Below are 23,733 nucleotides of genomic sequence, written 5' to 3'. Positions count from 1 at the left end.
AGGCTGATTCTAGCCTTCTTTTTTTAAATACAGGCATTTAATGTTTCACTTTAATAACTCATCCTTCTATTTCCCGCTGATACGGATAGTTGAATGAGCTTCATACATTTCCACCTGTCCGGACGAAAAGGAGTGTGACGAACGGTTTGAATGTGATGCCGGAACTGCTTACTAGCTGGGGTACAGCGGTCATTCATCTGCTGCTTCAGCCTTATTACTATATCGCTCTTATATTTATTGCACTATATTACCGCAGACAGGTTGCGCTGGAGCGGAAGCTGATCCATGTGAAGCTGCATAGCTGGGGACAAGAAACCTGGCGGACCGTATGGACCGGCGGGGTTGCGGGACTGGTGGTTTCCTTGGCTGCTATGGCACTGGGTATTTCGGTGACTTATACGGCTGTAGCCTGTATATGGGTGGTCAGCCTTGTCTTAATGCTCTTTCGGGTGCGCTATTTATGCTTCGCGTATGCTATAGGGGTGCTGGGTGTTGTTCAGTTTGTACTGTCCTTCTTCCCCGGCGCGCTGACCCATGGAACCGCTGGAACGGTTGCCGGCGCCGTGCGGGAGATGGACATCCCGGCGCTGCTGGCGCTCGCCGCGCTGCTCCACCTGGCCGAAGCGCTGCTGGCGCGCTGGCAGGGGCCCCGGCTGGCGACGCCGCTGTTCCTTGCCGGCAAGCGCGGCAAGGTCGTGGGCGGCTATCAGCTGCAGGCCTTCTGGCCGCTGCCGCTGTTCCTGCTGATTCCCCCTGGAGCGGGAATCGGTGAACTGCCGTGGCATCCGCTGCTGGGCGGAGGCCTCGGCCTGGTCTCGCTGCCGGTCCTCATCGGCTTCAGCGAGATGACCCAGGGCATGCTGCCCGGACGCAAGGCGGCCCGTACGTTCGGACGGCTGCTGCTATACAGCGCCGTCCTGCTCGGCTTAAGCCTGCTTGCGGACCTATGGAGCCCGCTGACTGTCGTCGCGGCGCTCGCGGCACTTCTGCTGCACGAAGGGTTAAGCTGGTACAGCGCTCTGGAGGAGCGCAGCCTTAGCCCCATCTTCGTGCATCCCCCGGCCGGCCGCAAGGTGCTGGCCGTGCTGCAGGGCAGCCCCGCGCAGGAGCTGGGCATCCTGCCCGGCGAGATCGTGCTGAAGGTCAACGGGGTCCTGTTGACCAGTGCGGCGCAGCTACATCAGGCGCTGCGCATGAATCCCGCGTTCTGCAAGCTGGAGGTGCTGAACCGCGAAGGCGAGAGCAAGTATCTGCAGCGCGCGATCTATGCCGGGGACCATCATCAGCTCGGCATCATTCTGGTGCCGGACCCGGATGGAAGCCTAACGGCTGAGGCCAAGCCATCCAGCATCTTCAGCATCATCAGGATGCGGACAGGCACCCGGCAGCGGGGCGTGCGGCCGGAGCGGCTGGGCCGGGCGAAGAAGAAGTCTCCGCCCGCAGAGGCCAAGCAGGACTCGGCCGGAGTCTGACGGAAGCATACCCAATGTACTTGTCCCAGCCAGCTGTAGCTGGCGTGGAAGGCGAAAGGCCCGTTCTCCCTGGAATCACTTCGGGGGTACGGGCCTTTTGCATGTACGAGGAAATATGATATTCGTCTGGTGCGGTTAGAATGTTCATGAAATCGGAGGCAGCTTTAGAGTACACCTGAATACGCAGGAAGTGAGCGGCGGGCGTGAAAGAGGAGCAATAGTGCACCTGATACGCAGGAAGTGAGCGGCAGGCGTGAAAGAGGAGCAAAAGTGCACCTGAATCCGTAGGAAGTGGGCGGTGAGCGTGAACGAGGAGCAAAAGTGCACCTGATTCCGTAGGAAGTGGGCGGCAGGCATGAATGAGGAGCAAAAGTGCACCTGAATCCGCAGGAAGTGGGCGGCAGGCGTGAATGAGCAAAAGTGCACCTGAATCCGCAGGAAGTGGGCGGTGAGCGTGAAAGAGGAGCAAAAGTGCACCTGAATCTTCAGGAAGTGGGCGGTAGGCGTGAATGAGGAGCAAAAGTGCACCTGAATCCGCCAGCCGCTACCCCTAGTTAGGGAGCCATTCCACCAACGGACCCCGAATCGGGCAGAAATCCTGCACTAAATGCAACAAAGTGTACTGTGATCTGCCGAGCAGATGAAAATCCTGCATGAAATACAACAATGTGGAGCTATTGCCTGCCTAAACACGGGAAATCCTGCAAGAGATACAACAACTCGCGCTCTGTACCCATCGCTTCAAACCAATTCCTGCTTAAAGTACAACAATATAACCTCTGTAACCCACCAATCCGGGAACAGAAGCGATGAAGAGTGGTTTAGACGATGATTGTAACTACTAATTGTTTGTTCCCGCTGCATCCTCCCCTACTCCCGAATCCCATTACTTTGTTGCCCCGTCCCCCCACGCCTACCGGTTCCCCTGCTCATTCTTCAGATACAGGATTGCGATTTGGGTCCGGTCGCGTACGCCGAGCTTGCTGAGGATGTCTGTAATATAGTTTTTGACCGTGCCTTCGCTCAGGAACAGCTTGGCGGCAATCTCTTTATTGGTGAGTCCCTCTGCGATGGAGGTGACTACGGCCTGCTCGGACTTGGTCAGACCATAAGAAGCAAGCGGCTGAGTCTGGGGAGCTTCTTGACGCGCAGACGGCTGAAGGAAGCCGGCCAGCTTACGGGCGATCTCGGGATGAATGAGCATATTGCCCTCATGTACAGTCTTGATGCCTTGAATGATCCGGTCCGGCGGAATGTTCTTAAGCAGATACCCGCTGGCTCCGCCCCGCAGAGCTTCTATAATGTATTCGTCATCATCGAAGGTAGTCAGCATCAGGACAGCTACGGACGGGTAGGCTTCTTTGATCAGGCGTGTGCCCTCAACCCCGCCGCAGCCCGGCATCCGGATGTCCATGAGTACCACATCTGCGCCGCCGGGCAGCGTCTTCAGCAAGGAGAGGGCCTCCAGGCCGTCCTCTGCCGTTCCGGCCACTTCGATATCAGCATCCAGGCCGATCAGTACTTTCAAGCTCTCGCGGATAAAAGAATCATCGTCAACAATCAGTACCTTAATCATTATCGCAGAACCCCCTTTACTCTAAAATAATCCACTTATCACCAACTTTCGCCTATAGCAGGTAGCTCCCCCCGTGGAATAGGCGTTACAGCTGATAGCCTTCCTGTTGAATACTCGTTACAGCCGATAGCCTTCCCGCAGCATAGATGTTTACATCGGATAGCCCTCCGGCTGCCGGTACACCGGAAGCCGGGTGATCACCGTGAACTGCGGCTGCAGTCGCAGCTCCAGCGTTCCTCCCATCAGAGCGCTGCGTTCCTTCATGCCTTTTAGGCCCATTCCGCTGGCATTGTGCAGTCTATGCAGAGAGGGATCGTCAGGCAGCTTCCCGTTATTCCCGGTCTCCATTCTCACTTCGTGGTCCGTATACGACATATTGATCCAGACCGAGTCGGCCTTGCCGTGCCGCAGCGCATTGGTGATGGCTTCCCGGGCATTGGTATACAGCACCACCTGAAGACTCGGGTAGAGCGGATAGGGAATTCCTTGAACGGTAAAAGAGGTGGCGATGCCGGTATCCCGGCCCACTTCTTCCAGCAGGCGGTCCAGCGCATACGCACCTTCCAGCTGCGGAGTATGGTTAATCCGCTTCAGCGCAACCCGCATGTCGTCCATACTGCCGGAGAGCTGGTCCCGGATCTGGTTCATCATTTGCAGTCCCGCTTCGGGAGCCGCAGGCAGGGTATGGATAGCGGCTTCGGTCATCATCTTGACCCGGATCAGCCGATGGCCGATATCATCATGCAGCTGGCGTGCGATCCTCACCCGTTCCTCCGCCTGTGCCGCCAGCTCGACCTGGGAGGTGAACTGAAGCAGCCTTGAGCGGGTCTCTTCAAGCTCGAAGTGTTTTTTGCGCAGCTCATCATACAGAAACAAAGTATCGGCACGGCCGCGCCCTGCCCGGAGCAGCAGCACATTCAAGCCGGCAGCCAGCACAAAGGTGAGGTTGGTGGACACCCGCACGGCCGGGTCTGCGGTAAGGATAGCGGCATTCAGCAGTGCCAGGTGAATGCAGAAGAAGGCAATGGCTGTGTTCTTCTGCTGCGACCGGGTATAGGACAACACCGCAGACACAGCCGGAAAAACCATCAGCGGACTATACTGGTAACACAGCCAGGCGGTGAAGATCAGCTCCAGGCTTCCGGTCAGCGCAGAGAGTGAACGCGGCAGCCTTCCACCCAGGGTAGCCAGCAGCAGGTACAGCAGGAAATGCAGTGTGAACCTGTCATAGTCGGCATATTCATAGCGTTGAATGGACAGGATTGCCGGAATCATCATGAGACCGTAACGCAGCAGATTCAGTTCTCTGGTCAAATAAGCTCATCCTTTTATGAAAATATCAATGGTACATCAAATTCTTCTCAGGTCTTCATCTTAGCATACCAGCGCGGCTGTTCAGGAGATGACTTTGGTCACCTCTGAAGGATGACCTTTAGTACCTTCGGCTGCACCCGACCTGCGGTACAATAAGCTTACGAGAACGAAGGGAACAGGAGGAGTCGCGCAATGGCACTTGCAGTATTAAGTGATGTGGTGAAGAGATATGATGGCAAGCTGATTGTGGACCACGTGAATTTCAATATACAGGAGGGTGAAATTTTCGGCCTGCTGGGCCCGAACGGTGCCGGGAAGAGCACAACCATCAGCATGATCTGCGGTCTGCTTAAGGCGGACAGCGGGGAGATTATCATCGACGGAGTGTCTGTCCGGGAGAAGCCGCTTGAGGTCAAAAAGCGTATCGGACTTGTGCCCCAGGAGCTGGCGTTATATGAGAATATGTCGGCGGCGGACAATGTAAGCTTCTTCGGCAAGCTCTATGGTCTGCGCGGCAAGCTGCTGAAGGAACGGACCCGGGAGGCGCTGGCCTTCACCGGTCTTAGCGACCGGGCCAGGGATAAGCCGTCCACCTTCTCGGGAGGAATGAAAAGACGGCTGAATATCGCCTGCGCCATCATGCACAGACCGCGCCTGATTATTATGGATGAGCCGACCGTCGGGATTGATCCGCAGTCGCGTAATCATATTCTGGAATCCGTGAAGTTGCTGAACCAGATGGGCTCGGCGGTGATCTATACAAGCCATTATATGGAGGAAGTTGCTGCGATCTGTGACCGGGTTGCCATTATGGACCAAGGGCATATCATTGCCTGTGGTACGGAGAGCGAGCTGCGGGAACGGGTGGCCCATGAGGAGAAAATCATTGTGAAGGCAGCGAACATCACCCCCGCCTTAGTGAAGGAGCTGGAGCAGCATCCCCGGGTCAGCCGGGTAGAAGCAGTGCAGGATGCCATAGCGCTATATCTGCCCTCCTCACAAAGTGCGCTGCAGGATATTTTGTTCATTTTCGCCAAGCATGAAGGGGTGATTGCCTCCCTTAACATCGAGGAGCCGGATCTGGAGACCTTGTTCCTCAGTCTGACCGGCCGGACATTGCGGGATTAGAGAGGGGAATAAGGTGTGAATACCTGGATCATTATGATGCATGAGCTGCGCAGGCTGTTCCGGTCACGGACGATGCTGCTCAATATGCTTCTGCTGCCGCTGGTGCTGATCTTTCTGCTGGGGGCTTCACTCTCCGGGGTGGTGGGGGCTAAGGAGGCCGCTAAGATAGAGCCGGTACGTATAGCTGTTGTGAATACCGGAGACGGGGGAGCAGAGGCTTCTGTTATGATTAAGGCTTTTCTGGAGACACCGGAAGTTAAGGATATCCTTATCCCTGTGGAGACAGGTAGCCGGCAGGCGGCAGAGAGCGGGCTGCGCACAGGCAAATACGCTTATGCCGTTATTGTCCCCCCGGGCTTTGATCAGGGGGTGCAGCGCGGAGGGCAGGCGGAGCTGGAATTCATTCTCGGCAAGGATCATACCGGTAACCTGGTGGCGGGTACGGCTTTTGACAATTTTCTGCGGGAGCTCAATTATAAACAGGCCGTAGCGGTTACGCTCGGGCCGCAGGCCCTTACAGCTTCTTCGGCATCCGCCAAGAATACTGGAGTGGTGCTGGGAGACCTGAATAATGGCGGGAAGACTTATACGGCAGCACAGTTCTATGCGGCTTCCATGCTGCTGATGTTTCTGCTGTACAGCGGGTTGACCGTAACAGGCTCACTTTTTGGCGACAGAGAGAACCGTACGCTGCTCAGAATTAATTCTATGCCGGTCAAAGACTGGCAGGTGTTCGTCGGCAAAATGCTGGGCGTGGGCCTTGTCAGTATTCTCCAGTGTCTGGCGATCATCCTGCTGTCTGATTGGCTGTTCGGTGTCTACTGGGGTAACCGCCCCGGACTGCTGCTGTTGTTCTGCCTGCTCATGATCATCGCTTCGATGACCCTTTCCGTGCTGGTCTGCCTGTTCAGCCGGACATCGGCAACCGCTGCGAATATGATTAGTGTGCTGACGGTAGGGATGACCTTCATCAGTGGCGGGATGGCGCCGCTCCCCGATTCCTGGGTGAACAGCGTAGGTGCATTCACGCTTAACCACTGGGCGCAGCAGGCGATCATCCGTATGATGCTGCATTCCGGCCTGGAGCAGCTTCTGCCGAATCTGTGGGTCATGTGCCTCATCAGTGCGGTTCTGTTCGGAGCCGTCATTGTCTCATACCGGAAGGTGGGCTACCATGCATAAAATAATAACCATTGCCTGGAATATGGTCAGACGCAGCATAGGCACCGTCAAAGGTGTGATGATCTTCATCCTGCTTCCAAGCGTAGTGGTCGCTGCGATTATATCCTTTACCGGAGGTGCCGGGGAGGAGCAGGCCACAGTCCTGTATGCCAACTCGGATACGGGGGCAGCCGGTAAGCATCTGCTTGCGGAGCTTGCCAAGACCGGAGATTACAAGCTTGAAGAGCGCAGGGATGAAGCTGCATTGAAGGAGGCGACCATCGAGCAGGAGGGGACGGCCGGGTTATGGATTCCTGCGGGCTATTCGGCGTCTTTGATGGCGGGGCAGCAGCCGCAGATTAGCATCTATGAGCTGCGGGCAAGCGAAAGTTCGATGGTGCTGAGAATGAAGCTCACGGCCATCACCGCAAATATGGCTGAAGCTGCACAAGCAGTTGCGGCTGGCAGCGGCGGCACGGGTGATGTGCAGGCGCAGCTGGCTGCTGTGCTGAGGCAGGCAGAGCAGCATAACGTCGGAAGCACACGTACAGATTATAATTTGTATCCGCGGCAGACGCTGAGCGTCGTTACCGGTCTGACGCTGATGTTCCTGATGGCACTGGTAACGAGCTCTGTCTCCCTGATTACCGACGACCGTAGTGGGCGTACGATGATACGTATGTTCAGCGCTCCGGTCCGGTCTTATGAAATCGCGCTCGGTAATTTCCTGGGGAGCTTCCTTGTCGGGATGATTCAGATCCTTGTGGTCCTGTCACTGGGCAGATGGGTACTCCGCTACGATTACGGGATGCCGATGGCGCTCTACTTCCTGGTTCTCGCTGCATTCATGCTGGTATCTATGGGCATCGCCAGCACCGTTGCAGGCCTGATCCGTAATCCGCGCAATGCCGGTATGCTGAACTCGCTGATCCTTACACCGACTTGTATGCTCGGGGGCTGCTTTTGGCCGATCTCCATCATGCCGGATTATATGCAGAAGCTGGCCAATTTCACGCCGCAAAAATGGGCCATACAGGCAGTGGATATTGCCGCTACGGGCGGAGGCTGGAACGAGCTGTGGCTGCCGTTTGCTATTCTGGGTCTGATGGCTGCAATTCTGCTGGCGGTAGGCTCTGCCATTCTCCGTCCGAATGAGGCAGGGATCAGTGCCTAAAACAGACATGTTCAGAACTCATTAATTTGTGATATGATCAGATCAAAGAAGTTCTGGGAGGGTGCGAAGATGGGCAGCAATAAGTTGGCTTGGACCTGGACAGTGAAAGAGGAATGCCTGGAGGAATACGTGCAGATGCATCTGGAGCCATGGCCGGAAATTCTGGAGGAGCACAGCAAGGCGGGCATCCGTAATTACTCTATTTTTCAGAACGGTAACCAGTTTTTCTATTGCTTTGAATGTGAGGATACGGAAGCGGCCTTTGCTTATATCGCGGGGAGCGAAGCCTGCAACCGCTGGAATGCGATCACCTCGAAGATGGTAGAGGGCTCCTTTGATTTCAATGATGCGGTTCCGATGGTGCCGCTGCGTGAAGTCTTCTATCTGAAGTAATTACTGCTGATTCTGTTATTCACCACGCTGGCTGGTAACCACACCCGTCACTCCGCCGCTGCTGAAGGGGATATTCCGGTAGATTGGCTGATGCGAAAATGAGCTGCATAATAATCGTAGCTGCTCAACTAGGCAGTCCTTTACAAGATGGAGACTAGTCTTCTGATAGCTAATTGAGCAAATGCTGCTTGGGTGAATGTACTATGTACAATAGAATTCTCAATATTAGGAGTGAAAACCCATTCTGATGTATTCTATACAATAGATTTCTGGAATTCCGCCCCAAACCCCACTTTTACTTGATTCCTAATGTACAAAGTGCAACAGATTCCTTTTCAATGACTGATTACGGGGGCATCTGCTGTAGAAAGTACAATAGAAGTTGGAGAATGGGGGATTTTCGGTTTAATCTATATATTAGTTACTATTTTTTAAACAAGAGAAGACATTATTTAAATTTGTGAGGAGTTATATCACTATATAATGGGTTGTGCTCATAAAAATGCACAGAGGGGAATGAGTCCAATCCGATCTATAGGTACAACACTGGCAGCGGGCGCGATCCTGTCATTCAGCCTGCTGCTGGGATGCAGCAACGAAGAAGCATCCAACCCGGTTACTCCGGCGGGAGAATCGGCAGAAGCCACTCCGTCGAATACTGCAACGTCTGCCCCAGCTATATCAGCTACACCTGCTCTTATGGCTTCATCTTCTCCAACTGCTTCACCAGCGGTTCCGGTAACTCCAACAGGTATCGCCAGCCAGTTCCTGCCCGAGGGTCTGGCTGATTCCGTCATTATCAATTCCGTTAATGAGGCTGGAACCGTCCGTGCGAGAGCCGCTACGGAGCGGGGCGAGCTGCTGATGATCTCCAGCGGTCCGGAGGAGCGGGGACATCTGAATGTGTCCAGCAATTATGGTCTCGAAGGGGATCAGACCTATCAGGCCGATTACTCCATAGTGTACCGTGAGGATGGTCAGGATCAGGAGTTATTGAAGTTTCCGGCACTCTTGTTCGTACGTCAATCAGATCAGGTCCTGAAGTTCGATAAAGTCAGCTTCAAGGATGCAGAGGTATACCTGCTTGCTCCCCAATATAAATCAGGGCATGGATTGGTTGCTTATGCCTTTGCGGTCAATAAAATAAGCGGAGAAGTGTTTCCCCTATCCTTCGTACAGGGTGAACTTGTACAAGATATGCTTGTCTTCTCCGAAAATCAGCCCGCACCTGCTAACCTGAATGAACAGTTAGTTGTGCACTCGCCTGAGGGTGCCGGTGGGGACCCGGAGCTGAAGCCGCGGGTATACGATCTGGATCTCGACAAGCGGCAATTTATTGCACGGTAGAAGCAGAAGACTATTGAATGTACAAAGATCCCCTAAGTTGAGCATCAGACTCTAAATGGGGGACAAAGCTGCCGGTAGGATTGAAGGCGGCGTTGTCTTGTTGTATAGGAAATTATATTATCCGTCTGTTGTGGATAAGAAGCGTGGGCCGAATGTATGTGAAAACAAACATGTCTTTCAAGGCACAACTCCAGCATGAAAATGAGCAGCGCGCCTAAAAACAGAACGTCGTCTGTTCATCTATTTAACAAATTTTAGCGGAAAACCGAACACAATTAGACTGGGCGGGTAGCGAAAGCCGAATGTAAACGAAAAACCGAACACAATTGGACTGGACGCGCCGCGTAGGCCGAATGTAAACGAAAAACCGAACACAATTGGACTGGACGCGCCGCGTAGGCCGAATGTAATCGAAAAACAGGCATGACAAGACAGAGGCCTTGTCACCCCCAGGAATGAAAATAAGTGGGTGGCATCCGTCGCATCCATTCTAAAAGATGCTGTAGTCGTCAACACTACATATACAAATCAAAGGGCGGACGCGGTTACTGGGATACACCCCGTGCGAAAAACCGTTCTATTGCGCTTTTCGAGCATCGCCTATTGTAACCCCCCAAAAAGTACGTGTATTAAATTACACTCACTCGAGCGCATGATTTGTAAGCTGACGATGGAGGATGATTGGAATGGATGCTGTACGTATGTGTTGCGCCGGTCTGGACGTGCACCAGGAAACCGTTGTGGCCTGCGTGTTAAAAGGACCGATCGAACAGAAACCGCAATGTCACATGAAAACCTTTGGGACGACAACCCGAGAATTGTTAGGCCTGCAAGATTGGCTGAGTGAACACGGCTGCCGGGAAGTGGTGATGGAGAGTACCGGCGTGTTTTGGAAACCGGTATGGAACATCTTAGAGGGCAGTTGTGATCTTGTCTTGGCCAACGCCCAGCGGGTAAAGAATATGCCGGGTCGAAAAAGTGACATGCAAGATGCGCGCTGGTTAGCGCAATTGCACCGTTGCGGGCTCATTGAAGGCAGTATGGTGCCAGAACAGGACATCCGGGATTTGCGAGATTTGACCCGTTACCGGAGTAAGATGGTGCAGGCGGTGACGGCGGAGAAAAACCGCATTCACAAAATCCTGCAGGATGCCAACATCAAGCTAACCACCTTTATGTCCGATCTATATGGGGTTTCAGGACGGGGCCTGCTCCAGAAGATCATGGACGGCGAGGTCGTAGACGAAGTGACCGTTAAAAACCTGGTCAAAACCCGTTTAAAAAAGAAAGTTCCGCAGCTACTAGACGCGCTCAATGGCAAGTTGCGCCGTCATCATCGGGAGATGATTCGAGACCACTGGGACCACTTGGTCTATTTGGAGAAACGGATCACGGAACTGGAAGCTCGAATCGAGGCGAAGGCAGAACCCTACCTGGAGAGGATTGAACAAATTGACTCCATTCCAGGAATTGAGCGGACATCTGCCGTGACCATCTTTGCAGAAGTGGGGCCGCATGTCGCGGAAATGTTCCCGAGTGATGCGCAGTTTGCATCATGGGCGGGGGTGTGTCCAGGGAACAACGAAAGCGCTGGAAAGCGAAAAAAGTCAAAAACGATGCAAGGGAACAAGCATCTGAAAGGGGCCTTGTGTCAGGCGGCTTGGGCGAACTCTCGCTCCTCGAACCGGATCGGCCAATTCTTTCGACGAATACGTAAGAGACGAGGAGATAAAAAAGCAAACGTCGCCACCGCACATTTGTTGATTCGAATCCTCCATGCCCTGATGCGGGAGAAAAGGTTATACCAAGAAATAGACGTCTCACTAGGCGATGAGACGTCCAAGAAAAACCCGTTGGATCGGTACGTGCAATATATCCAGCAGTTAGGATATAGCGTGCAATTAAATCCTATCCAATAGTCTCCCCTTTTTCAAAAAAAACGAAACGTAATTTTGGGGCGGTGGGTCTTTTTTTGTCAAAATCCAGTCTGCGGCGCATTTTCCGATACTTTTATTTTCGTATTAAACCGAACACAATTGGGCTGAACGCGTCACGTAGGCCGAATGTAATCGGAAAACCGACCACAATTGGACTGGACGCGCCGCGTGAGCCAAATGTATGCGGAAAACCGAATACAATGTGCTGGTGCGAAGGTGCGTGATCAGGATTCTCTGCAATGGGCAGAGGGATAAGGGAGGTAGCCATACGAGTTGACTGGACCGCAGAGGTTCTTAGATTATCCACCCGCAGGGTGATTCTGTTCTTAGTTCTCCTCAGTGGTTTAAAGGTTGATCGTTCTACCGTTTGTAATACCCGCTTAAGCAGCGGAGAGGACGGAACGATTGTGGAGAAGCGGCAGCGTTCGCCTTTGTGTCCGGATTTTCACCGCTAAGGTAAAAATGATAATAAAATCTGGACTGGGCAGCGATCGGAACAACGGTCCGTTCACGGAGCGTCCACCCGTGTGCCAACGCCGATCCAGCTCCTAAATGGGAGACTAACTCGCTTTCCGTTCAATTCCCCGTACTCTCATACCTCGACAACCCGTACCGGAAGATCCCATACGCCGCAGCCGCGCTCCCTATGGCCGCGACAGGGGCGAGCAGCCACCAGCCGGACCAGCCGCTTTTGCCGAAGATATAGGTCGCCGGATAAAAGCTGATGAACGCATAGGGCAGCACCGTAGAAATAAAGATGCGGATCGCCTGTGGGAACAGTGTGATGGGGTATTTGGCCAGATCAGACAGATTATGAACCATAAGCGGAAAGGCATTGCCCGCATTGCGAATCCAGAAGGCCGCCGAATTGCCCGCGAGATTGATGGATACCCGGATGATGACCGCAGTTAGGAACAGCAGGAATAGAATGGCGGCTTTGCCTACGGTCCAGTGGATAGGGCTGTGCGCAAGCGACTGCCAGATGATGACGCCGCCGATGAGCAGATTGCCAAGCCCGTTGATGCCGATCCCGGTGCAGAATACCTGAAGGACAACAGGCACCGGCCGCAGCAGATACCGGTCCAGCTCACCCGTGTTCACCAGCCTTCCGAGGCGCCAGGTGCCTTCAAAGAACAGCGACCCCGCTCCCTCCGTCAGGAAGATCATGGCGTACATAAAAGTAACTTCCCAGAACTGCCAGCCGTGAATATCCGGAATCCGGTCATAGATGACCCACAGGAAAACAAACCCCAGCACCTGCGTCAACGCGGCCGAGCACATCAAAATATAAAAATCCTTATTATATTCCAGAATAGCTTTGAGCTGCTGCACATACAGCCTTCTATAGAGATACAGCATTTGTGAAGTTTTCATTCTGCGTCCTCCCTCTGCCTTAGCCTCCATGAATGGTCACCTGCCGGACCGCCCAGTTCCACATGGCTTTGCCGCCGATCCAGAGCGCTGCTCCCCACAGGAGCTGAAGGCCGATCAGCCGCAGACTCTCCCCGGTATCTGCCTGCTGCAGAAAGATCATCGTCGGTGTGTGAATAATAGCCTGGAAGGGCAGCAGCAGGGCCAACTTCTCCAGCCAGTCCGGGAAGAAGGCCAGCGGCACCAGAGCGCCGGACAGGAGATTGGTGAGCGCAATCCGGGTCCAGACAATACCCAGTGATCCGGTAGACCAGAAGCATAATAAAGCCGCCAGATAGACGACGCCGAATTTGACCACCACTGCGCAGAGCAGACTGACCGCGAACAGCAGGTAGACGATCAACGAGTGGGGAAAGGTGACTCCGGTAAGGAACGTGGCGAACAGGATCAGCAGGACCGTACTCATTGCGCCTTCCAGCAGGCTTGCGCCCAAGGTCTCTGCGAATCTGGCGGTCTGGAAATCAACCGGCTTCAGCAGGTCCATCGCGACGCTGCCGTCAAGGATTTTGCCGGAGATGGCGGTCTCGGAATACCAGGACAATACGGAATTGGCCAGGAAGGTCACCAGCAGATAGGTTTTCATCTGATCCCAGGAGTAGCCGCCAACCACCCCGCGCCCGCCGTAGATCCCCTGCCAGAGAAAAAAGATAGCGACCAGATTGATAGAATTCGCCAGCACATTAATGATATAAGAGTTCCGGTAGGCCATCACATTTTGCAGGGAGCGATTGGCGATGCTGCGGTATTTTTTGAGCGGGGCTGCTGTCATCACGGTGTGCACTCCTCCTTATTCCCCGGTTCCGTTCAGGTCCAGATGGCCGTCATAGACAGCCTTGATGACCTGCTCAATATGGGTGTCCTCCATGCGGAAGTCGATCACTTCACCATGTCTCATCACCTGGCTAACCACCTCACTGGCGGTATATTCATATCTGTCAAAAGAGACCGAGAACTCCAGCGCGCTCTGCTCTTCAAGCTTCATGCCGGGCGTCAGGGCGAGCTGCGCAAGTAATTCCGGCATAGGCGATCCGGCCTGGAAGAAGATGACGCGGTTTTTGGCAAAACGGGCTTTGACTTCGCTCAGGGTGCCGTCGTAAATAATCGCCCCGTGATCAATGATCACCAGCCGTTTGCACAGGTCCTCAATGTCGCCCAAATCATGAGTCGTCAGCATCACAGTAGTCTTCTGCTCCTGATTGATCTGCCGGATGAACCCCCGGATCTTCTGCTTCACGGATACATCGAGGCCAATTGTCGGCTCATCGAGATATAGAATCGGCGGGTTGTGGAGCAGAGCCGCGGCCAGATCGGCACGCATCCGCTGACCCAGGGAGAGCTTCCGCGCCGACAGGTGAATGAACTCGCTCATCCCCAGCATGTCTGTGAACAGGTCCATATTCTTCTTATAGAGAACATCCGGAATCTGATAGATATCCTTCAGCAGCGAGAAAGACTCGGCAATCGGAATATCCCACCACAGCTGGGTACGCTGCCCGAATACTGCGCCGATCTGGGCGGCATTCTCCATTCTTCTTTTGTACGGATTGATACCGTTTACAGAAACGCTGCCGGAGGAAGGCATCAGAATGCCGGTCAGCATCTTAATGGTGGTCGATTTACCGGCGCCATTCGGACCCACATAGGCAACCGTCTCGCCTGCTTCGATCCTCAGATCCAGCGGCTTCACCGCTACTTTCTCGATATGCCGGGGCACGAACAGATGCTTCACCGCCCCCTTGAGGCCCGGTTCCTTCACAGCCTGCATGAAGGACTTGCTCAGCCCTCTGGCTTCAATCATACTCAAGGCTAACCCTCCTATGTAAAAGGTAAAAGACGTAGGAATAAATATATCACTATGGGGATGTCGAACACTATCGTTTTAGGTCGAATGTGAAAAAAACGGCCTCCCCCGACGGATTAGACGAACCGGGATTTGCCGCTTCGCTTCAGGAAGGACTTGACGGTGAACCCCAGCAGCAGGGGCAAGGCGAGCTGAACCTCAAGTCTCCAGTCAACCGCATACAGATCAATGAGGTGCAGCTGCTTCAAAAATACATAGATCACGTTGTATATGAGGAAGAAACAGCTGAAGGTGAGCAGAGGGATTAGGGTAAGCACCCCTTGGTTCCGCAGCAGCCGGTATCCCGCAAGAATGAGAAGGGTATAGCCGGCCATGATCAGCAGGGCCTCATTGCTGCCGAAGCGCAGGAAAGATACGATGGCGGTGGCCAGATTCAGAGCAGCCGATAGATAACCGATGCGAAGCATGTCGAACCTCCCGGAATTTTGGTTGAATGGGTTACAGATTTCTACATTTTACAGCGCTTACGCGGGCTTTTACAGGTCCAACAGTGAATGTTCATTATTCCGTGATTGTATGTTATAATGCTTTCTTTTAAAATCGGATATATAGGAAATGGTAAATATGGAGGGGATCGACGTGAGAGTCTTTGATCGACCGAGAGCATGGAGTATGCCTGGAGATTTGGAAGCAAGCGAGCTTGAAGCCTTCCGGCCGCTGGATGCAGCTCAAGCAGATGTGCATGGGACGGTGTCCGGGGCGGGTTCTTCAGAAGAATCCAAAGAGCATATCTATCATCGGGCAATGATTGCTTCGATCCGAAGTGAAATGAATAAGTTAAGCCAGCTGCTCTCGATTCCTTATGTCGTGTTTTTGACGGACAAGGCAGGCACTATTCTGGAGCTGGTCTACTCTTCCCCGGATACCCGGACGGAGATGGAGCAGGCGGAACTGCGGCCGGGGGTCAGCTTATGCAGAGAGCGGGCGGGAATGAATGCCGTATCGCTGGCCATGGAGATGAAGTGCATCGGGGTCGTGCGGGGAGCGGAGCATTCGGATCAGGCCTTCCGGAACTGGAACTGCGTATGTGCACCGCTGCAGGATCATAATACTGTCTACGGGTATGTCGATATTTCGTTTAATAGAGTAGAGCCGATTGAATTCGCCATTCCCTTCGTGCAGCAGATTGCCGAGAATGTGATGGGGAAGTGGATGGAGAAGAACCCGGAGATGCAGCAGTACCGGCTCGAAGCCACTTTACAGGAATATAAGCTGACTGCGCGGGAGCAGGAGGTGGCAAGGCTATGGCTGCTTGAGAAAAGCGCGCTGCACATCGGGAGCGACCTGGGGATCAGTGAAGGCACGGTGCGCAATATGCTGAAGAGCATTTACAGTAAAATGCGGGTGAATGACCGCTTTCAGTTCGTCAAACGGCTTACGCCGTAGACACCGCCTCTCCATAACCGCGGTACATACAGAATAGCCGGGCAGCGATACTGACGTATCACTTGCCCGGCTATTTTAAAATAAGGGTGGTGCAGCGGTGTAAGTCTATTATTGAAGGTTTATCCGCAGGAGCAGTTGAGTACCGGCTTACGCGCGGCCTGTGTCTCATCCAGCCGGCTAATCTCCGTGGTATGCGGTGCATTAATCACGATCTCCGGTGTCTCCTCGGCTTCCTTGACGATCCGGATCATGGTCTCAATGAAGCCATCGAGCGTCTCCTTGCTCTCAGTCTCGGTCGGCTCAATCATCATACATTCCTCTACGGTCAGCGGGAAGTAGACCGTCGGCGGATGATAACCGAAGTCGAGCAGCCGTTTGGCTACATCCAGAGTGCGCACGCCGTATTGCTTAAGGCGTCTGCCGGACATAACGAATTCATGCTTGCAGACACCCGGGAAGGGAATCTCGAAATAAGGGGCCAACCGGTGCATCATATAGTTGGCGTTCAGCACCGCATTCTCGGAGACCTCGCGCAGGCCGTCCGGCCCGTAGGTGCGGATATAGGCATAAGCACGGACGAGAATACCGAAGTTGCCGTAAAAAGCTTTGACGCGGCCGATGGATTCCGGCCCGCCGCAGTCCAGTGTGAAACTGCCATCCTCGTTCTGGGCCACAGTAGGCTGCGGCAGGAACGGAATTAGCTTCGCCTTCACGCCAACCGGTCCGGCTCCCGGCCCGCCGCCGCCGTGCGGTGTGCTCATCGTCTTATGCAGGTTGAGATGGACCACATCGAAGCCCATATCGCCCGGGCGGGTGATGCCCATAATCGCGTTGGAGTTCGCTCCGTCGTAATAGAGCAGACCGCCTGCTTCATGCACAATGGCCGCGATCTCTACGATCTGAGTCTCGAAGAGTCCGAGCGTGCTCGGGTTCGTCAGCATCAGCGCAGCGGTGTCGCTGCCGACAGCGGCCTTCAGCGCTTCAAGATCGACCATTCCCTTGTCGTTGGAGGGGATGGTCACGGTGTCGAGTCCGGCCGCTGCGGCGCTGGCGGGGTTAGTCCCGTGTGAGGAATCCGGCACGATCACCTTGGAGCGGACTTCGCCGCCGCTCTCGTGATAGGCGCGGATCATCATCAGGCCGGTCCATTCGCCATGGGCTCCGGCAGCAGGCTGAAGGGATACAGCGTCCATGCCGGTCAGTCCGGCGAGATCCTTTTGCAGCGTGTACATCAATTCAAGCGCACCCTGAATGCTCTCTTCCGGCTGGTACGGGTGGATTTTGGACAGGCCGGGGAAGCGGGCGACATCTTCATTGATCTTCGGGTTATACTTCATCGTGCAGGAGCCGAGCGGATAGAAGCCGTTATCGACGCCGAAGTTGCGCCGCGACAGGGAGGTATAGTGGCGGATGACATCCACTTCAGAGACCTCCGGCAGAAGTACAGGTTCGCTGCGCAGCAGCCCTTCAGGAATGAGTGAGCCAAGGCCCTCGTCCTGCGGCACATCACACAGCGGCAAAGAGTAGGCCGATCGGCCGGGACGGCTTAATTCGAAGATCAGACTTTGTTCGGGTTTCATATACAGCCCTCCAGTACACTTGCGAATTCGTCAATTTCGGTTCGGCTTCTTTTCTCCGTTACGGCAACCAGCATATGTCCGGCCAGCTCGGGATAATCCCGGCTTAAGTCATATCCGCCGAGATAGCCTTCCTTCAGCAGCTTGGAGTTCACCGCACTCACACTGCTGCCTTCCGGCAGCTTCAGTACAAATTCATTGAAGAACGGGGCGCTGAAGACGCGCTCTGCCCCGGCAATGGCAGCCAGCCTTCCGGCGGCGTAATGACTCTTGCGGATGTTCAGCTCGCCAACCTCACGCATTCCCTCTTTGCCCATCACGGATAAGTAGACGGAGGCGCACAGCGCCAGCAGCGCCTGGTTGGAGCAGATATTCGAGGTCGCCTTCTCGCGGCGGATATGCTGCTCCCGCGCCTGAAGGGTCAAGACGAAGCCGCGCTTACCGTTACGGTCAACGGTCTGGCCGACGATCCGGCCCGGCATCCGGCGCATTAACGGCTCGGCAACGGCGAAGAATCCGCAGGTCGGACCGCCGAGCGAAGCGGCAATTCCGAGCGGCTGCGCATCGCCGACGACGATGTCGGCGCCAAGCCGTCCGGGCGCTTCCAGTACGCCCAGCGCAATCGGATTCGCGCTGACGACAAGCAGTCCCTTGACCGCATGGACCAGCGGTTCGATCCCGCGCAGATCCTCAATGCCGCCGAAGAAGTTGGGGGACTGAACCAGAACGGCGGCGGTATCGCCGTCGATTGCGGCGGCCAGCTGTGCGAGGTCCGTCACACCGTCTGCATAGTTGATCTCTACAATTTGCAGGCCCCAGGCATTGGCGGAGGTGCGCAGCACCTGCCGTGCTTCAGGATGAACCGTGCGGGAGACAATCAGCTTCTTGCGTTTGGTGGCACCGGCGGCCAGCACCGCTGCTTCAGAGAAGGCGGTTGCGCCGTCATACATACTGGCATTGGCAACCTTCATGCCGGTCAGCTCACAGATATAGGACTGGAATTCAAAGATCGCCTGAAGCTCCCCCTGGCTGATCTCCGGCTGGTAAGGAGTGTAGGCAGTATAGAATTCCGAACGGGAAATCACATGGTTGATGACGACCGGAACGTGGTGGTCGTACAATCCGGCGCCCAGGAAGCTGGTGTGGGTGTCGAAGTCGGCATTCTTGTCAGCCAGGCCCTTCATATGGCGAAGCAGTGCATATTCGTCCAGGGCGCCGGACATCGGCATTGTTCCCTGGTAGCGGACAGACTGCGGAATATCGGCGAACAGCTCGTCAATGGACTGTATGCCTACAGTTTCCATCATTTCTGCACGGTCTTGCTCCGTCATGGGCAGATAGCGGTGCTTCATTGGGGCTTCACTCCTTGGCTCTTTTTGTAGAACGGGGCTTTGATGACAACAGCCTTAAGCTGCTTGCCGCGGATCTCCACATACACCTCTGTGCCGGTCTCCGTATAGGCAGCATCCAGCAGGGCGAGTCCGAGATTCCGTTTCAGTGTCGGGGATTGGGTGCCGGTCGTGACTTCACCGATCTTCACTCCGTCCGCATACACGGGATAGTGGGAGCGGGGGATGCCGCGGTCGATCATCTCAAGACCTACCAGGCGGCGCGGCAGGCCGGCTTCCTTCTGCTTCAGCAGGGCAGCGCGGCCGATAAAATCAGCTTTGTCCAGCTTCACGAAGAACTGGACACCGGCTTCAAGGGGAGTGATGTCTGCTGACAGCTCCTGGCCGTACAGCGGCAGCTTGGCCTCGAAGCGCAGCGTATCGCGTGCGCCGAGTCCGGCAGGAGTCAGGCCATGCGGAGCGCCTGCTTCGAGCAGGCCGTTCCAGAGAGCAGCCGCTGTAGCTGCGGGAGCGTACAGCTCGAAGCCGTCTTCACCGGTATACCCGGTGCGGGAGAGCAGGACAGTTACACCGCAGACCTCAGCTTGCTCGATGAAGTGGAAGGGCTTAAGCTCCGGGAGCGGGACCTGCGTGACCTGGGCAAGAATGGTCTCCGCCAGCGGTCCTTGGAGCGCGAGCAGCAGGGTCTCGTCAGAGACATTCTTCATGCTGACACCGCTGAACTCAGGTGTGAGATGCTCCTGCAGCCACTGGAAGTCCTTGTCGATATTGGAGGCATTGACAACAAGCATGTAACGCTCCTCGCCCAGCCGGTACACGAGCAGATCGTCAACCACTCCGCCGCCCGGATAGAGCATAAGCGTATACTGCGCTGCGCCGTCCTCCAGGCGGCTGACATCATTGGTGGTCATAAGCTGCAGGAAGGCCTCGGAGCCGCTGCCGGTAACCATGAATTCTCCCATATGGGAGACATCGAATAATCCGGCCCGTTCACGGACGGCTTCATGCTCCTTAACGATTCCTGTGAACTGCACCGGCAGCTCCCAGCCGCCGAAATCAATGCATCTGGACTCCGCGTAGGCGGAATAGAGGTCATAAAAAGGCGTTCTTCTCAAAGACTCCATCTCGTCACTCCCTTGGTCTGTTTATATACAAAAAAGGACAGGCGAAAGCCATTATGCATACACGCATAAATGAACTTTCGCTCTGTCCTTTGTACCTGAGAGTTACCCTGCAGTAACGCGCAGGTTTCCCCGTTGGTGATCCGTGAGACCTGCGCGGCAGGCCTGGATGCTCTCCAGAGATGCGTCCGGCAAAGGTCCTTTTGCCTGAGAGATTCACCCATCCCGGGCTTACTCCTTCGGCGCTGTCTTCCTGTGAGACAGTCTCTCCCTATGCCATCATTCGCAAACGATATGATATTCTACTGATTCCATTAAACCGGGTAACCCTCCATACTGTCAATCAAAAAAACGTCAAAAAGTTGACAAATTAAATTTTACTGTCAGTTATATTGACATTAGGCAAGTCAATAAATTAGGCTATAACTAAATTTAGAACTCCAAATGTGGAAAAGAGGCGGCTTGTAAATGAGTGAAGTGCTGGACAACCTGGTATACAGCGAAGAGCATGAATGGGCACAGCAGGGTGAGGGACGTGTAGTACGTGTAGGGATTACGGATCATGCGCAGCATCTGCTCGGCGACATCGTGTTTGTAGAATTTCCGGAAGTCGGGGCAGCGATCTCCGCAGGCGACAGTGTAGGCAGCATCGAATCCGTGAAGACGGTGTCAGAGCTGTATTCACCGGTATCAGGGACGGTCACCAAGATCAATGACGCCCTGGAGACCAGCCCGGAACTGATCAATGACCAGCCATACGGCGGCGGATGGATTTTTGAGCTGGAGCTTGACGGTGAGTTCGCCGAGGCGGCTTCCGGCCTGCTGGATGCGGCTGCTTATAAGGAATTGGTTGGAGAATAAGGTTCAGCTTAGTTGCTGAACGGCTGGATACGACAGGCTTCTCTTATTACATTAGATGTCACTAATGTGAGAGGTCTGTCTTTTTGCGTCTTTATATCATTCTGGAAAGCCAAGCAGCCCCGGATAAATGTTTGGAGCCAGATGCCACAGGAAGGGCAGAAGAGCCAGGCCCGCAACGGAAAATACAGAGCACAGCAGCAGGAAACGGTAACTTTTTTGCGGACGGGTGGCGGGCTTGAGCACGAAATAATACACTCCGGCTGAATAAAACGGAAAAAGCACGGCGGCAGACATCCCCATACAAACGATAAATGTTGCTTCCCCGGCAGAGCTGGGGATCATGGCGTCGGGGTTATAAACCGGATTGACCTGTAAAAAGAGGAGAAGAAACGTCGAATACGCGCTCAGCAGAAGCAGGGGGAAACAGCGGATACGCCCATTCCCGGACAGGCCGTAGAGCATCCACCAGACCCCAAACCAGGCCAGGGCGAAGATAGCTCCGGCAATAAGGTAATCAGCGCCAATTGCAATCAGCTTGTCCAGCGGATAGACGCGGGCCAGGTCTCCCCAGAAGTAACCGGAGGAGAAGAACTGCATGAAGGCGGCAAAAAATCCGACAAAGAGGGTAAGCATCCCCTGGGCAATAATGATCGTGATCAGAGAAACTGCCAGCCGCAAAAACCTGAAAAAACCTGCGGCCTCCGGTGCCGCTCCGTTTGTATCCTGCATAGCGGTCTATCTCCTTATATTAGCAAATGGATATATGCTCCTGTCGCCTGCCGGTATTTGAGCTGATTCGCGCGCAGTTACGTGCTATTCTTCCTCCTGAAGCTGCCGCAGAACAATCAGTTCAACCCGGCGGTTCTTCTGCCGTCCTTCGGCGGTTGTATTATCGTAGGCAGGTCTGGTATCGGCGTAACCGGCGTACTGGAACGTATCGGGGCTAAGCCCCTCGTTGTCCAGGAAGAAGCGCAGCACAGACAGTGCGCGGGCGCCGGATAGATCCCAATTGTCGGTGTAGACCGATCGAAGGGTTACCGGAACATTATCGGTATGTCCTTCGATGCTGACCGTGGCGCCGATGCCCCGGAACAGGCCGGAGAGCTGACGCAGTGCAGGGAAGGCAGGCGATTTCAGCTCGGCTTGGCCCGCATCGAAGAGGAACCGGTCACTAAGCGTGATCGCAATGCCCTGCGGCTTGTCTGCCACAAAGATCTGTTCCCCGAGGTTATTCTCCTCCACATATTCGGTGATGACTCCCATTAGAGCCGCCAGCTTCGCTTCCTGTTCACGAAAAGCCAGCTCACGCGCAGACGGCTGGTGTCCGGCAGTGTCACTGTTTTGCCCGGATGTACCAGTGCTGGTGCCATCGCCGGAGCTGCCACCGGAATCTGTGGCGCTTCCTTCCCCATCGCCCCCGGAAACCGCTCCTTGCGTTCCGCCGTCATCTTCTTGTCCGTTCGGGACGGCCTGGCCGCTGTTCCCCTTATTGCCTTCTAGAACTCCATTACCGCCCTCCAGCACAGAACCGCCACTCTTGAACGTATCCGATAAGGAACCTGAAACAAGCGCATACTTTTGCGAATCCAGACTGCTCATGGCATACAGAATCACGAAGAAAATGAGCAGAAGCGTAATCAGATCCGCATAGGTAATCATCCAGCGGTCCCGGCTCTCCTTGCCTGCGGCGCGGGGCTGTCTGCGGTTTCTTTGTCTCATAGCGGTTCCCCCGGGCTATTGCTGCTGCGTTTGGGGGCGGCGTCTGAAATGAACGGGGCCAGTTTTTTGCGGACCAGATGCGGGTGATCCCCATTCTGCAGGGACAGGATGCCAACGAGCAGCATCTCCATGGTGCCCAGTTCACTTTGGCTGCGGGATTTAATTTTGGAGGCAATGGGTAAAAAGATTAAATTAGCACTGGCTACGCCATAGAGCGTGGCTGTAAAAGCTACAGCAATGGAGGCACCCAGCTGGGAAGGGTCCGTTAAATGGCCCAATACACGGATCAGCCCCATAACGGTGCCGATAATCCCCATTGTGGGAGCATAGCCGCCGGCCGCTTCAAAAATTTTGGCGTAACCTTCATATTTCAGCTCCTTGGCATCCATTTCAAGCTCCAGGATTTGCCGGACCTGATCCGGGTCATTGCCATCGACAATCAGAAACAGCCCTTCTCTGGTGAAGGTGTCGGGATGTTCTTCGGCTCGTTTCTCCAGTGCGAGTACGCCGCCGCGCCGCGTGACTGTAGCCATGGAGATCAGCTCTTCCGCCTGTTCCTGACTGGTGTCCGGCTGTCTGCCAAAAGCCAGGCGCAGAGCCGCCGGTACACTGCGGAGCTTGGAGGCCGGAAAGCCGATAAGTATAGCGGCCAGGGTGCCGCCGAAGACAATAAGCGCAGCATTCGGCTGCAGCAGGCCGGACAGGCTTCCGCCTTCCCACAGAAAACCGCCGATCATTGCGGCAATCCCGGCCACCAGGCCGATTATTGAAGTGATATCCATAAATTCAGGCTCCTTAAATTTCTATATATTATGGTTTGCAACAGTCTGGGCAACGCTGTATAATAAACGGGAACGTGCATTCCTATCTTCCATATTTTTCAGCTTGGTATGGATGAAGGCTCATTAGGGTTAAAATTATAATAT

21 protein-coding genes and 2 riboswitches are annotated in these 23,733 nt (G+C 54.6%); of the genes, 9 read left to right on the top strand and 12 right to left on the bottom strand.

Translation table 11 applies throughout. The annotated features are described in order from the left end of the window. Window positions 1–155 precede the first annotated feature (155 nt). Complete coding sequence (locus KDC22_RS30280; protein ID WP_211724245.1) at window positions 156–1,472, top strand: PDZ domain-containing protein; 1,317 nt, start codon at window positions 156–158, stop codon at window positions 1,470–1,472. 913 nt (window positions 1,473–2,385) lie between these two features. Here KDC22_RS30280 and KDC22_RS30275 read toward each other — a convergent pair. Next, window positions 2,386–3,048, bottom strand: a complete 663-nt coding sequence (locus KDC22_RS30275) for a response regulator transcription factor (RefSeq protein ID WP_211721319.1) — start codon at window positions 3,046–3,048, stop codon at window positions 2,386–2,388. A gap of 150 nt (window positions 3,049–3,198) precedes the next feature. Continuing rightward, complete coding sequence (locus KDC22_RS30270; protein WP_211721318.1) at window positions 3,199–4,362, bottom strand: sensor histidine kinase; 1,164 nt, start codon at window positions 4,360–4,362, stop codon at window positions 3,199–3,201. Window positions 4,363–4,554: 192 nt separating this feature from the next. Between KDC22_RS30270 and KDC22_RS30265 the strand changes: the two genes are divergently transcribed. The 6 genes from KDC22_RS30265 (at window position 4,555) to KDC22_RS30240 (ending at window position 11,484) form a co-directional block, all read left to right on the top strand. Continuing rightward, the gene (locus KDC22_RS30265) at window positions 4,555–5,490 is read left to right on the top strand and encodes an ABC transporter ATP-binding protein (protein WP_211721317.1); all 936 of its coding nucleotides are present in this window, start codon (window positions 4,555–4,557) and stop codon (window positions 5,488–5,490) included. Between the two features lie 15 nt (window positions 5,491–5,505). Beyond that, complete coding sequence (locus KDC22_RS30260; RefSeq protein ID WP_211721316.1) at window positions 5,506–6,672, top strand: ABC transporter permease; 1,167 nt, start codon at window positions 5,506–5,508, stop codon at window positions 6,670–6,672. Beyond that, window positions 6,665–7,825 carry an ABC transporter permease gene (locus KDC22_RS30255; protein WP_211721315.1) on the top strand — a complete coding sequence of 387 codons (1,161 nt, stop codon included), beginning with the start codon at window positions 6,665–6,667 and terminating at the stop codon, window positions 7,823–7,825. Before KDC22_RS30260 ends, KDC22_RS30255 begins: the two co-directional genes overlap by 8 nt. 69 nt (window positions 7,826–7,894) lie before the next feature. After that, window positions 7,895–8,218: an L-rhamnose mutarotase gene (locus tag KDC22_RS30250; RefSeq protein WP_211721314.1), complete on the top strand. Its 324-nt coding sequence runs from the start codon at window positions 7,895–7,897 to the stop codon at window positions 8,216–8,218. Between the two features lie 516 nt (window positions 8,219–8,734). Next, window positions 8,735–9,565, top strand: coding sequence for a hypothetical protein (locus KDC22_RS30245; RefSeq protein WP_211721313.1), 831 nt, complete (start codon window positions 8,735–8,737; stop codon window positions 9,563–9,565). Window positions 9,566–10,251: 686 nt separating this feature from the next. Beyond that, window positions 10,252–11,484 (top strand): IS110 family RNA-guided transposase, encoded by a 1,233-nt coding sequence (locus KDC22_RS30240; protein ID WP_211721312.1) that lies wholly within the window; start codon window positions 10,252–10,254, stop codon window positions 11,482–11,484. Between the two features lie 594 nt (window positions 11,485–12,078). On the opposite strand, the gene KDC22_RS30235 is transcribed toward KDC22_RS30240, so the two are convergent. The 4 genes from KDC22_RS30235 to KDC22_RS30220 all read right to left on the bottom strand — a co-directional run bounded on the left by KDC22_RS30235 (window position 12,079) and on the right by KDC22_RS30220 (window position 15,201). Next, window positions 12,079–12,876 (bottom strand): ABC transporter permease, encoded by a 798-nt coding sequence (locus KDC22_RS30235; protein WP_173136244.1) that lies wholly within the window; start codon window positions 12,874–12,876, stop codon window positions 12,079–12,081. Between the two features lie 19 nt (window positions 12,877–12,895). Continuing rightward, a complete protein-coding gene (locus KDC22_RS30230; RefSeq protein ID WP_211724244.1) occupies window positions 12,896–13,702 on the bottom strand; it encodes an ABC transporter permease in 807 nt (268 codons plus the stop codon). Window positions 13,703–13,720: 18 nt separating this feature from the next. Then, the gene (locus KDC22_RS30225; RefSeq protein WP_343222056.1) at window positions 13,721–14,731 is read right to left on the bottom strand and encodes an ABC transporter ATP-binding protein; all 1,011 of its coding nucleotides are present in this window, start codon (window positions 14,729–14,731) and stop codon (window positions 13,721–13,723) included. Window positions 14,732–14,850: 119 nt separating this feature from the next. Beyond that, on the bottom strand, window positions 14,851–15,201 hold the full coding sequence (locus KDC22_RS30220; RefSeq protein ID WP_211721310.1) for a hypothetical protein: 351 nt from the start codon (window positions 15,199–15,201) through the stop codon (window positions 14,851–14,853). 172 nt (window positions 15,202–15,373) lie between these two features. Between KDC22_RS30220 and KDC22_RS30215 the strand changes: the two genes are divergently transcribed. After that, window positions 15,374–16,180 (top strand): helix-turn-helix domain-containing protein, encoded by an 807-nt coding sequence (locus KDC22_RS30215; protein WP_211721309.1) that lies wholly within the window; start codon window positions 15,374–15,376, stop codon window positions 16,178–16,180. Window positions 16,181–16,299: 119 nt separating this feature from the next. Here the strand turns inward: KDC22_RS30215 and gcvPB are convergent, their stop codons facing one another. Genes gcvPB through gcvT form a run of 3 tightly spaced genes read right to left on the bottom strand, consistent with a single transcriptional unit; the run spans window position 16,300 to window position 20,230 of the window. Continuing rightward, the gene (gene gcvPB, locus KDC22_RS30210) at window positions 16,300–17,760 is read right to left on the bottom strand and encodes an aminomethyl-transferring glycine dehydrogenase subunit GcvPB (protein WP_211721308.1); all 1,461 of its coding nucleotides are present in this window, start codon (window positions 17,758–17,760) and stop codon (window positions 16,300–16,302) included. Beyond that, window positions 17,757–19,109, bottom strand: coding sequence for an aminomethyl-transferring glycine dehydrogenase subunit GcvPA (gcvPA, locus tag KDC22_RS30205; protein WP_211721307.1), 1,353 nt, complete (start codon window positions 19,107–19,109; stop codon window positions 17,757–17,759). The genes gcvPB and gcvPA overlap by 4 nt, the downstream gene beginning before the upstream one ends. Beyond that, the gene (gene gcvT / locus KDC22_RS30200; RefSeq protein WP_211721306.1) at window positions 19,106–20,230 is read right to left on the bottom strand and encodes a glycine cleavage system aminomethyltransferase GcvT; all 1,125 of its coding nucleotides are present in this window, start codon (window positions 20,228–20,230) and stop codon (window positions 19,106–19,108) included. The genes gcvPA and gcvT overlap by 4 nt, the downstream gene beginning before the upstream one ends. 80 nt (window positions 20,231–20,310) lie before the next feature. Beyond that, a riboswitch (glycine riboswitch) is annotated at window positions 20,311–20,409 on the bottom strand. A gap of 3 nt (window positions 20,410–20,412) precedes the next feature. Then, a riboswitch (glycine riboswitch) is annotated at window positions 20,413–20,510 on the bottom strand. Window positions 20,511–20,695: 185 nt separating this feature from the next. Here gcvT and gcvH point away from each other — a divergent pair. Continuing rightward, entirely contained in the window at window positions 20,696–21,088 is a 393-nt protein-coding gene (gene gcvH / locus KDC22_RS30195; RefSeq protein WP_173136259.1) for a glycine cleavage system protein GcvH, read from the top strand. A 96-nt stretch (window positions 21,089–21,184) separates the two neighbouring features. Here the strand turns inward: gcvH and KDC22_RS30190 are convergent, their stop codons facing one another. The 3 genes from KDC22_RS30190 to KDC22_RS30180 all read right to left on the bottom strand — a co-directional run bounded on the left by KDC22_RS30190 (window position 21,185) and on the right by KDC22_RS30180 (window position 23,589). Further along, on the bottom strand, window positions 21,185–21,817 hold the full coding sequence (locus tag KDC22_RS30190; RefSeq protein ID WP_173136261.1) for a hypothetical protein: 633 nt from the start codon (window positions 21,815–21,817) through the stop codon (window positions 21,185–21,187). Window positions 21,818–21,901: 84 nt separating this feature from the next. Next, window positions 21,902–22,807, bottom strand: coding sequence for a flagellar motor protein MotB (locus tag KDC22_RS30185; protein ID WP_211721305.1), 906 nt, complete (start codon window positions 22,805–22,807; stop codon window positions 21,902–21,904). Then, complete coding sequence (locus KDC22_RS30180; RefSeq protein ID WP_211721304.1) at window positions 22,804–23,589, bottom strand: flagellar motor protein; 786 nt, start codon at window positions 23,587–23,589, stop codon at window positions 22,804–22,806. The genes KDC22_RS30185 and KDC22_RS30180 overlap by 4 nt, the downstream gene beginning before the upstream one ends. Window positions 23,590–23,733: the final 144 nt, after the last annotated feature.

It is taken from the genome of Paenibacillus tritici, assembly GCF_018207515.1.
Classification (GTDB): domain Bacteria; phylum Bacillota; class Bacilli; order Paenibacillales; family Paenibacillaceae; genus Paenibacillus_AQ; species Paenibacillus_AQ tritici.
Note: the sequence above shows the minus strand (reverse complement) of the source record. Positions and strands in the feature narration are given on the sequence as shown.

What these genes read in the sequence shown, in the direction of transcription:
- KDC22_RS30280 (WP_211724245.1), top strand. Translation starts at nt 156, where the DNA reads ATGCCGGAACTGCTTACTAGCTGGGGTACAGCGGTCATTCATCTGCTG.
- KDC22_RS30230 (WP_211724244.1), bottom strand. Translation starts at nt 13,702, where the DNA reads ATGACAGCAGCCCCGCTCAAAAAATACCGCAGCATCGCCAATCGCTCC.
- KDC22_RS30190 (WP_173136261.1), bottom strand. Translation starts at nt 21,817, where the DNA reads ATGCAGGATACAAACGGAGCGGCACCGGAGGCCGCAGGTTTTTTCAGG.
- gcvH (WP_173136259.1), top strand. Translation starts at nt 20,696, where the DNA reads ATGAGTGAAGTGCTGGACAACCTGGTATACAGCGAAGAGCATGAATGG.
- KDC22_RS30240 (WP_211721312.1), top strand. Translation starts at nt 10,252, where the DNA reads ATGGATGCTGTACGTATGTGTTGCGCCGGTCTGGACGTGCACCAGGAA.
- KDC22_RS30185 (WP_211721305.1), bottom strand. Translation starts at nt 22,807, where the DNA reads ATGAGACAAAGAAACCGCAGACAGCCCCGCGCCGCAGGCAAGGAGAGC.
- gcvT (WP_211721306.1), bottom strand. Translation starts at nt 20,230, where the DNA reads ATGGAGTCTTTGAGAAGAACGCCTTTTTATGACCTCTATTCCGCCTAC.
- KDC22_RS30235 (WP_173136244.1), bottom strand. Translation starts at nt 12,876, where the DNA reads ATGAAAACTTCACAAATGCTGTATCTCTATAGAAGGCTGTATGTGCAG.
- KDC22_RS30275 (WP_211721319.1), bottom strand. Translation starts at nt 3,048, where the DNA reads ATGATTAAGGTACTGATTGTTGACGATGATTCTTTTATCCGCGAGAGC.
- KDC22_RS30245 (WP_211721313.1), top strand. Translation starts at nt 8,735, where the DNA reads ATGAGTCCAATCCGATCTATAGGTACAACACTGGCAGCGGGCGCGATC.
- gcvPB (WP_211721308.1), bottom strand. Translation starts at nt 17,760, where the DNA reads ATGAAACCCGAACAAAGTCTGATCTTCGAATTAAGCCGTCCCGGCCGA.
- KDC22_RS30265 (WP_211721317.1), top strand. Translation starts at nt 4,555, where the DNA reads ATGGCACTTGCAGTATTAAGTGATGTGGTGAAGAGATATGATGGCAAG.
- KDC22_RS30225 (WP_343222056.1), bottom strand. Translation starts at nt 14,731, where the DNA reads ATGATTGAAGCCAGAGGGCTGAGCAAGTCCTTCATGCAGGCTGTGAAG.
- KDC22_RS30220 (WP_211721310.1), bottom strand. Translation starts at nt 15,201, where the DNA reads ATGCTTCGCATCGGTTATCTATCGGCTGCTCTGAATCTGGCCACCGCC.
- KDC22_RS30250 (WP_211721314.1), top strand. Translation starts at nt 7,895, where the DNA reads ATGGGCAGCAATAAGTTGGCTTGGACCTGGACAGTGAAAGAGGAATGC.
- gcvPA (WP_211721307.1), bottom strand. Translation starts at nt 19,109, where the DNA reads ATGAAGCACCGCTATCTGCCCATGACGGAGCAAGACCGTGCAGAAATG.
- KDC22_RS30180 (WP_211721304.1), bottom strand. Translation starts at nt 23,589, where the DNA reads ATGGATATCACTTCAATAATCGGCCTGGTGGCCGGGATTGCCGCAATG.
- KDC22_RS30255 (WP_211721315.1), top strand. Translation starts at nt 6,665, where the DNA reads ATGCATAAAATAATAACCATTGCCTGGAATATGGTCAGACGCAGCATA.